Here is a 7,591-nt window from a genome sequence, read left to right as displayed (position 1 = left end):
GACAGGGAATGCCGAAAACGAACGCCACGGCGGCACGACGCGGCGGGCGCCAAAGCTTCACCACGACGCAGTTCGAGTTGGATCCGGTCCTTTGCGCGGCGTGGCTCTATCACGAGGAAGGATTGAAGCAGGACGAGATCGCCTCGCAGTTCGGGATCTCGCGGGCTTCCGTCTACAATCTGCTGCAGAAGGCCCGTGACGAGGGCATCGTCTCGGTTTCCATCGACCTGCACCGCATGGACCTGCTGCGGTTGGGAAACGAACTGCGCGACCGGGCCGGTATCGATGAGTGCTTCGTGGTGCCGAGCCGAGGGTCAAGCGAACCGCTGGCGGTGCGGATCGCCCGGTTCGGCGCGCGTCTGCTCGAACAGCGGCTGACCAACGACAGCATACTTGGAGTCGCTTGGGGGCGGACGGTGATGGCGCTGTCGAAGGCGCTGGCGCCGATCCATCTGCCTGGCGCAACGATCACCCAGATCACAGGCAGCTCAATCGCCACTTATGATTTCTCGCCGGAACTGTGCACATCCAACATCGCGGTGCGGGCCGGCGCGCGCTGCATCAACCTGCATGCTCCGGGGATCGTTTCCAGTCCCGAGGTCAAATCGCTGCTGATGCGCGAACCGGTGATCGAACAGCATTTCAGGCTTCTGCGGTCCTGCACCATGACATTGTTCGGCGTGACTCATGTCGGCAGCGAGACGTTGCTGAACGACAGCGGCTTCATGTCCGTCGAAATCCTGCGCGCCTATCGGGAGCGCGGGGCCGTCGGCTTCGTGTCGGGATACTTCTACGATCACGACGGCCACCCGGTTCGGACCGAGTTGGATGACCGCCACATCGTGATGCCCTATGACGATTTTTTGAAGGTACCCGTCCGGATCTGTGTCGGAGGCGGGGCGGACAAGGTTGAAGCAATCGCGGCGATGCTCAAGGGCGGCTACGCAAATGTCTTGGTAACCGATGAGGAAACGGCGCGGGGGATTCTGTCCGCTCCAACCGCAAAAGAGGCCGGCTGATACTGCAGCCGGCGTATAGCATGGAGGGGGTGAGGCCAGGAAATTGCCCTGGCTCCCCTGCCGGTCAGGCGGAGCGGACGGAATTCAGGCGTCCGAGGTCGAGCATGCGGTTGTGCAGGGCGATGGCGATCCTGGTGGCCTGCGCTCGGTCGGTATGGAACCGCGGGGCCGGTCTGAGGTGAGGTGACCGGTCGGATCCTCGCGGCGGCCCTGACCGACCACGGCGTTGATGACGGCTTGCCGATCGGCGCTCCGCTGGACCAGGTTGGGGAGCACCCTGGCCGTGTTCGTGGCCGACGGGGCTTACGACCGGACGGGCGTGGCCGCAGCCATGGCGGAGCACACGCCGTCCGAGCCCTGATCGAGGCGTTCTCCAGTCGCTGGAAGCGCGTCATTCGGTGACGGTCAAGGTTCCAAACCGGGGAGCGGCGGGGTCGCGGTCCGGACCCGGAACCGCATGCTCGACCTCGGATGCCCGGACTCCATCCGCGTCGCGTGGCGTGACATCTGATGGAACCATGGAACCGGTCGAACGATCAGGCCGCGCGAATGCTGGCAAGGAAGCTCTCGACCTCCTGGCGAAGAACCTTGGCCTCGCCGGCCAACGCGCTCGACGCACCGGTCACCTGAATTGCCGCGCTGCTGGTTTGCCCGACTGTCTGGTTCATGTCGGCAATGGTGTGGCTGACTTCGGTGGTGCTGTGAGCCGCCTGCTGGACGTTGCGGGTGATCTCGCTGGTGGTGGCGCTTTGCTCCTCCACCGCAGCGGCGATCGCCGCACTGATTTCGTTGATGCTGGCGATCGTCTTCCCGATCCCGTCGATGGCCAGGCTGGTCCCCTGGGTCGCCTGCTGCACCGCCGCGATCTGCGCCCGCATATCCTCGGTGGCCTTGGCGTCTGCGTGGCCAGTTGCTTGACCTCGCTGGCGACCCACGCGAATCCCTTGCCGGCCTCACCGGCGCGCGCCGCCTCGATGGTCGCGTTCAAAGCCAGCAGGTTGGTCTGGCTGGCGATGTCCTGGATCAGCTTCACCACCTCTCCGATCCGCAATGCCGCCTCCGTCAGGTGAAGCACCGTACCGGTGGTCTCTTGGGCCTGCGCCAGCGCCGTCGCGGCGACCGCGTTGGAGCCGGCGACCTGACGGCCGATCTCCTGGATCGAACTGGTCATTTCCTCCGTTGCCGCGGCGATCGTCTGCACCGTCACAGCCGTCTCCTCGGCCGCCGCCGCCGTCATGGCCGCCTGTCGGCTCGCCTCGTCGGCGACCGACGTCATGGTGCGCGCCGTGCCGTCGAGTTCGGTGGTGGCACCGTCCATTGCGACCAGGATGGCGGTGATCGAGCTGTCGAAGCCGGCAACCGCCACTTCCATCGCGCGGGTCCGTTCCTGGCGTCGGGCGTGCTCGCTCGCCTGCTCGGCGGCCAGCCGATCGGCTTCCTTGGCGGTCACACGCAACGCCTCGACCGCCGCGGCGATCTCGCCAATTTCATCGGTGCGCCCACGCGCCGGCACCACCACCTCGCGTTCGCCCTGCGCCAGTTTCGACAGCACTGCCGTCATGCCGACCAGCGGGTCGACGATCCGCCGGCCTATCAGGATCGCGATGCCGATCACCGTGAGCACGACAAGCGCCAAACCGCCGACCGCGAGCAGCAAGCGGACGAATGCGCTGCTGCGCGCCGCTTCCGCCTGGCTCAACGCCTCCGCAATGGCGGCATCCCGCACCGCGAGCGCGGTTTGCACGCCGCCAACCAAACGCGACCAGGCGTCCTGAAAGGAAATCCCGTAGTCACCACCCGTCCGCCCCCTGACGATCAGATCGGCAATGAGGGCATCGGTGGCGCCGAAAAAGGCCGCTTCGGTGCCCTGCAATGCCGTCGCGAGGGCGGGCGCGCCGTCAATCTGCGTGGCGGTGGCTTTGAGGCGCGCCCAAGCATGACGTGTCTCTCCGGCCAGGGCGGCGGCCAGCTCGATTTCGGTGCTGGTCAGCATCCGCTTGGCACCGACAACTGTGGTGAAGATGGCAACGCGGCGCCCGCCGGCTTCGCGCATGTCCCAGGACAGGCGGGCGACGCCGCCAAGCCGTGCGACGTCGGCGTCGGCGAGCGCCACGCCCTGTTCCAATCCATTGGCGATGCCGTTCAGTTCCCCGACCCGGGCAACCACGCGTTCACCGAATCCCTTTACAAATGCCTGATCGCGTTCGGACTTGGGGCGGGCGATCGCCGCGTCAACCTCACTGTGGAGTGCGGCCAAGGCCTGTTCGACCGCGCGCAATATACCGAGCGCCGCCGGCCTGCCGGGGTAATCGGCGGCCTGAACAGTGCGGTTCGCCTCCGCCAGCGTTTTGACGATTTCGCGACGGGCGGCATCGATCTTGGTGCGCGACTCGTCGCCGGCCGGAGCGTCCGCGAGCAGGGCTCCATTCTGCACACCCCGGCTCAACACGACCTTTTCGGTGACCCGCAGCACCGCACCCAACGCCTCGGAGAGGGTTCCGGCGTCAACTGACCGGCGGTAATTGCCCCACTCAGCAGCCAAGAAGGTGATCGATACCACCCCTGCCACCGCCGCCATTGCCAGTATGCAAGAAAGAAAAATTGCCCGAATCTTCATAGGACGTTCCTCAAGACGATTTTTTGAGACGATTTTCAAATCCATTGGCGGATTCCTGCTTATGATGATTCAGAAATATTACTTTCCTGTAAAGAATTAGTATGGATCTTAATCCTACAATGCCTGCCCCTGGGCACGCGCCACCCTCTTCTGGAGCAAGGGGAGAGGGTGGCGCACGCATCCATTGATTGCGGCCCCTGGAGTTCGCGCTGTCTGGCGCGCCGGCTGTTGCGCTCAGCAGCCGGTGAAGACCGGCTTGCGCTTTTCGTGGAAGGAGGCGACGCCCTCCTTGAAGTCTTCCGAACCGCGCAGGCGGCCGTAGGCCTGCCCCTCGATCTCGATGGCGCCGTTGACCGAGACATTGTTGCCGCTGTTCAGCACGCCCTTGATGGTGCGCTGGGCCAGCGGCGAGAAGCCACGCAGCTCGTCGACCAGAGCGGCGACCGTCGCTTCCAGTTCGGCGTCGGCGACGCAATCGGTGACGAAGCCCCAATCGGCGGCCTGCCGACCGGAGATGCGCTTGGCCCGCATCACCATGTCCTTGGTCCGGCAGATGCCGATCATGTGCAGCAGGCGGGCCGAGCCGCCCGATCCGGGGATCATGCCGATGCGCATCTCCGGCAGGGCGAACTGCGCGGTCTCCGACGCGATGCGGAAATCGCAGGCGAGCGACAGCTCGAAACCGACGCCGAAGCAATAGCCGCGGACCTGGGCGATCACCGGCTTGCGGCAGCGTTCCGGAGCGGCGATGTTGACCGCCAGTTCCGACACATGCTCAGCCGACTTCTCCATGAAGCCGGCGATGTTGCCGCCGGACGAGAAGTTCTCGCCCTCGGCGCGCAGCACGATCACCCGCACCTTGGGGTCGCGGTCCAGCGCCGCGAACACGGCGCTGAACTGGTCGCGCTGCAGCATGCTGACGATGTTGAAGGGTGGACGGTGCAGCACGATGTCGGCGCGTTCCAGGGATTCGTCGATCTCCACGCGGAAGCCGTCGAGATCGGCGAGCAGGCGGTCGGCGCTGTCGAAGCGGTAGGGGGTCACGGTTTGAAACTCCATGGATGAAGTCTGGGTTCAGGAGAGTGTCGGGCTATGTTCGAGGGTGAATTCGCCGGCCTGGAGCTTGCGTCGCAGGATCTTGCCGACTGGCGATTTCGGGATTTCGTCGAGGAAGACGTACTCGCGCGGGCGCTTGAAGTTGGCGAGGCCGGAGGTGCGGCAATGGTCGTCGAGATCCGTCGCCTCGACGCCGCGGGCGCGCTTGACGAAGGCGACGACCCGCTGGCCCCAGCGCTCGTCGGGCAGGCCGGCGACCGCGACCTCCAGCACGCCGTCATGAAGAGACAGCACGCTTTCGATCTCGACCGGCGAAACGTTCTCACCGCCGGTGATGATCATGTCGTCGACCCGGCCGGTGACGAAGAGGTCGCCGTCGGCGTCGAGGAAGCCGATGTCGCCGGTGAAGTACCAGCCGGCATGCAGCGCCTTGGCGTCGGCGTCCGGCCGCTTCCAATAACCTTCGAAGGACTCGTCGCCCGACAGGTCGGCGACGATCTGCCCCTCCTCTCCGGCCGCGGCGCACTGGTCGGGATCGAAGCTGCCGGGGCGGACGATGCGGATGCGCTGGTTCAGCGCCGCCTTGCCGGCCGACCCCGGCTTGGCCGGGGCGTTCTGATCGATGGTGAAGGTGTAGATCTCGGACGAGCCGTAATGATTGACGAACAGCTCGGGGCGGAAGGCGGCGTCCAGCCGCTTCAACAGGCCGTCGGTCATCGACGCCCCGGCAAAGCCCAGCTTGCGCACCGACGAAACGTCGGTCTCTGGGAATTTCGGATCGGCCAGCAGGTCGTGATAGAGCGTCGGCACCAGATAGAGACAGCTCAGCCGCTCCGCCGCGATCAGGTCGAGCGCGCGGCCGGTGTCGAAGCGCGGCAGGCAGACGAAGCAGCCGTCGACCAGCGCCATCGCCAGCAGCGAGCGCACCCCCATCGTGTGGTAGAGCGGCATCACGCCCAGCGTCCGTTCGCCCCGGCGGTAGCAGTTCTGCGCGACATGGGCGATGGCGGCGGCACGCTCGGTCCGGTGGCGGCGCGGCACGCCCTTCGGCTTGCCGGTGGTGCCGGAGGTGTAGAGGAACAGCGAGACATGCTCGGCCGTGGCGCGCGGCTGCGCCGGAGCCGGTTCGCTGTCAAGCAGGTCGGCGAAGCGGTGGTCGGCCTGGTGGTCTCCGTCGCCGACCACGATGCGGGGCAGCGCCCGCGCCGCGGCGGACTCACCGACGGCCTCGACCGACACGTCCTGATAGAACAGGGCGCGGACCTCGGCGTTGGGCAGGCAATAATCCAGCTCGTCCGCCTTCACCCGCCAGTTCAGCGGGACGACGGCGATGCCGGCGAGCTGGCAGGCCCAATGGATGGTCGCCATTTCGTGCGTGTTCTGCAGCGCGGTGGCGATGCGGTCGCCGGGATGCAGGCCGAGCCGGTCGAAGGCGCCGACCAGCCGGCGGATGCGCTCCAGCCACTCCGCGTAGGTCAGGCGCAGGGCGCCGTCGACGATGGCCAGGGCGCCGGGGCTGCGCTCGGCGCTGGCCAGGATGCTGCGGCCGAGGTCAAACATGGGTGACCTCCGTCATCGCCTGACCCGTGACCTCCATCACGGCGCGGACGATGCCGGCATAGCCGGTGCAGCGGCAAAGATGGCCGCTCAGCATGTCGCGTAGCTCCTCTTCGGTTGGTTTGGGGTTGCGGCCCAGGTAATCGGTCAGCGACATCAGGATGCCGGCCGTGCAGAAGCCGCATTGCAGGGCATGGTGCCGGCGGAACGCCTCCTGGAGCGCGGTCATGCGTCCCTCGTTGGCCTCGGCCAGCCCCTCGACGGTGTCGATGCGCCGGCCGTCGGCCTGGACCGCCAGGGTCAGGCAGGCACGGGCGGCCACCCCGTCGATGCGGACGGTGCAGGCGCCGCAGACGCCGTGCTCGCAGCCGACGCGGGTGCCGTGGGCGCCCAGTTCATGGCGCAGGAAATCGCTCAGCAGCAGGCGCGGATGGGCATGGCCGTTGCGCAGCTTGCCGTTCAGGACGATGGAGACGGCGTGGCGTGTCTCCGCCGCCAGCGTCGATGTGGGGTTCAGCGGCGGCATGACAGGGCCTCTTCAAGAACGGTGCGGCCGATCCGGCGGACGAGGTCGCGGCGGTAGCGCGCGGTGGCGTGCTGATCGTCGTCACCCCCAAGATTCCAGGCGAAGGCGTTCAGCGCGTCGTCGAGATCGGGCGGCAGTCCACCATCGACGAGCGGCCAGGACCGCAGCGTCGGCCGGTCCGCCACCCCGCCGACGGCGAGGCTGGCGGATTGGGCGTCCACCGTGGCGGCGCAGGCGGCGATGGCGAAATCGCCGTGCCGCATCGACTGTTCGCGGAAGGCATGGCCGCTTCCCGGCCGGGCCAGGGGAAAGCGGACGCATTCGACGATCTCGTCCGCGGCCTTCACCGTTGTCAGCGGCCCCAGGAAGAAATCGGCGGCGGCAACGGTGCGGCGGCGGCGCAGGTTGCGCAGCACCACCTCGCCGCCGGTGGCGACCAGGCAGAGCGGCGTCTCGGCGCTGGGATCGGCATGGGCGACCGAGCCGCAGAGCGTGCCGCGGTTGCGGGTCTGGAAATGGCCAACCCACGGCAGGGCGGCGGCCAGCAGCGGCACCTCCCGCGCCAACGTCGGGCGGGCCAGCACCTCGGCCTGGGTGACGGCGGCACCGACGGTCAGCCAACCGTCTTCGGCGCGCAGCGTGCGCAACTCCTCCAGCCGGCCTAGGTCGATCAGCAGGCGCGGCTGGACCAGCCGCATGTTCAGCATCGGCATCAGCGACTGGCCGCCGGCGATCACGCGGGCGTAGTCGCCCCCGGCCGCCAGCGCCGCCAGCGCGTCGGCGACCGTCGCCGGCCGCAGAAGTCGAAGGAGGCGG

General features: G+C 67.3%; 7 protein-coding genes. 1 reads left to right on the top strand and 6 read right to left on the bottom strand.

Going from position 1 to position 7,591, the window contains the following annotated elements; translation table 11 throughout:
- Positions 1-1,019: sugar-binding transcriptional regulator (locus I71_RS26850; protein ID WP_148294379.1), on the top strand; the 1,019-nt coding region annotated here is incomplete at its 5' end.
- Between the two features lie 536 nt (positions 1,020-1,555).
- Here I71_RS26850 and I71_RS40705 read toward each other — a convergent pair.
- The 6 genes from I71_RS40705 to I71_RS26825 all read right to left on the bottom strand — a co-directional run bounded on the left by I71_RS40705 (position 1,556) and on the right by I71_RS26825 (position 7,575).
- Positions 1,556-1,687: a hypothetical protein gene (locus I71_RS40705; protein WP_280109920.1), complete on the bottom strand. Its 132-nt coding sequence runs from the start codon at positions 1,685-1,687 to the stop codon at positions 1,556-1,558.
- Positions 1,684-3,681, bottom strand: coding sequence for a methyl-accepting chemotaxis protein (locus I71_RS26845; RefSeq protein ID WP_083897420.1), 1,998 nt, complete (start codon positions 3,679-3,681; stop codon positions 1,684-1,686). The genes I71_RS40705 and I71_RS26845 overlap by 4 nt, the downstream gene beginning before the upstream one ends.
- Positions 3,682-3,870: 189 nt before the next feature.
- Complete coding sequence (locus tag I71_RS26840) at positions 3,871-4,695, bottom strand: enoyl-CoA hydratase/isomerase family protein (RefSeq protein ID WP_042701168.1); 825 nt, start codon at positions 4,693-4,695, stop codon at positions 3,871-3,873.
- A gap of 15 nt (positions 4,696-4,710) precedes the next feature.
- Entirely contained in the window at positions 4,711-6,252 is a 1,542-nt protein-coding gene (locus I71_RS26835) for an AMP-binding protein (RefSeq protein ID WP_042701167.1), read from the bottom strand.
- Complete coding sequence (locus I71_RS26830) at positions 6,245-6,775, bottom strand: (2Fe-2S)-binding protein (protein WP_042701164.1); 531 nt, start codon at positions 6,773-6,775, stop codon at positions 6,245-6,247. The genes I71_RS26835 and I71_RS26830 overlap by 8 nt, the downstream gene beginning before the upstream one ends.
- The gene (locus I71_RS26825) at positions 6,763-7,575 is read right to left on the bottom strand and encodes a xanthine dehydrogenase family protein subunit M (protein ID WP_042701172.1); all 813 of its coding nucleotides are present in this window, start codon (positions 7,573-7,575) and stop codon (positions 6,763-6,765) included. The genes I71_RS26830 and I71_RS26825 overlap by 13 nt, the downstream gene beginning before the upstream one ends.
- Positions 7,576-7,591: the final 16 nt, after the last annotated feature.

Source organism: Azospirillum sp. B506, from assembly GCF_000333595.1.
Taxonomy (GTDB): Bacteria; Pseudomonadota; Alphaproteobacteria; order Azospirillales; family Azospirillaceae; genus Azospirillum.
The sequence above is the reverse complement of the archived record's forward strand: the minus strand, read 5'-3'. Positions and strand labels throughout refer to the sequence as shown.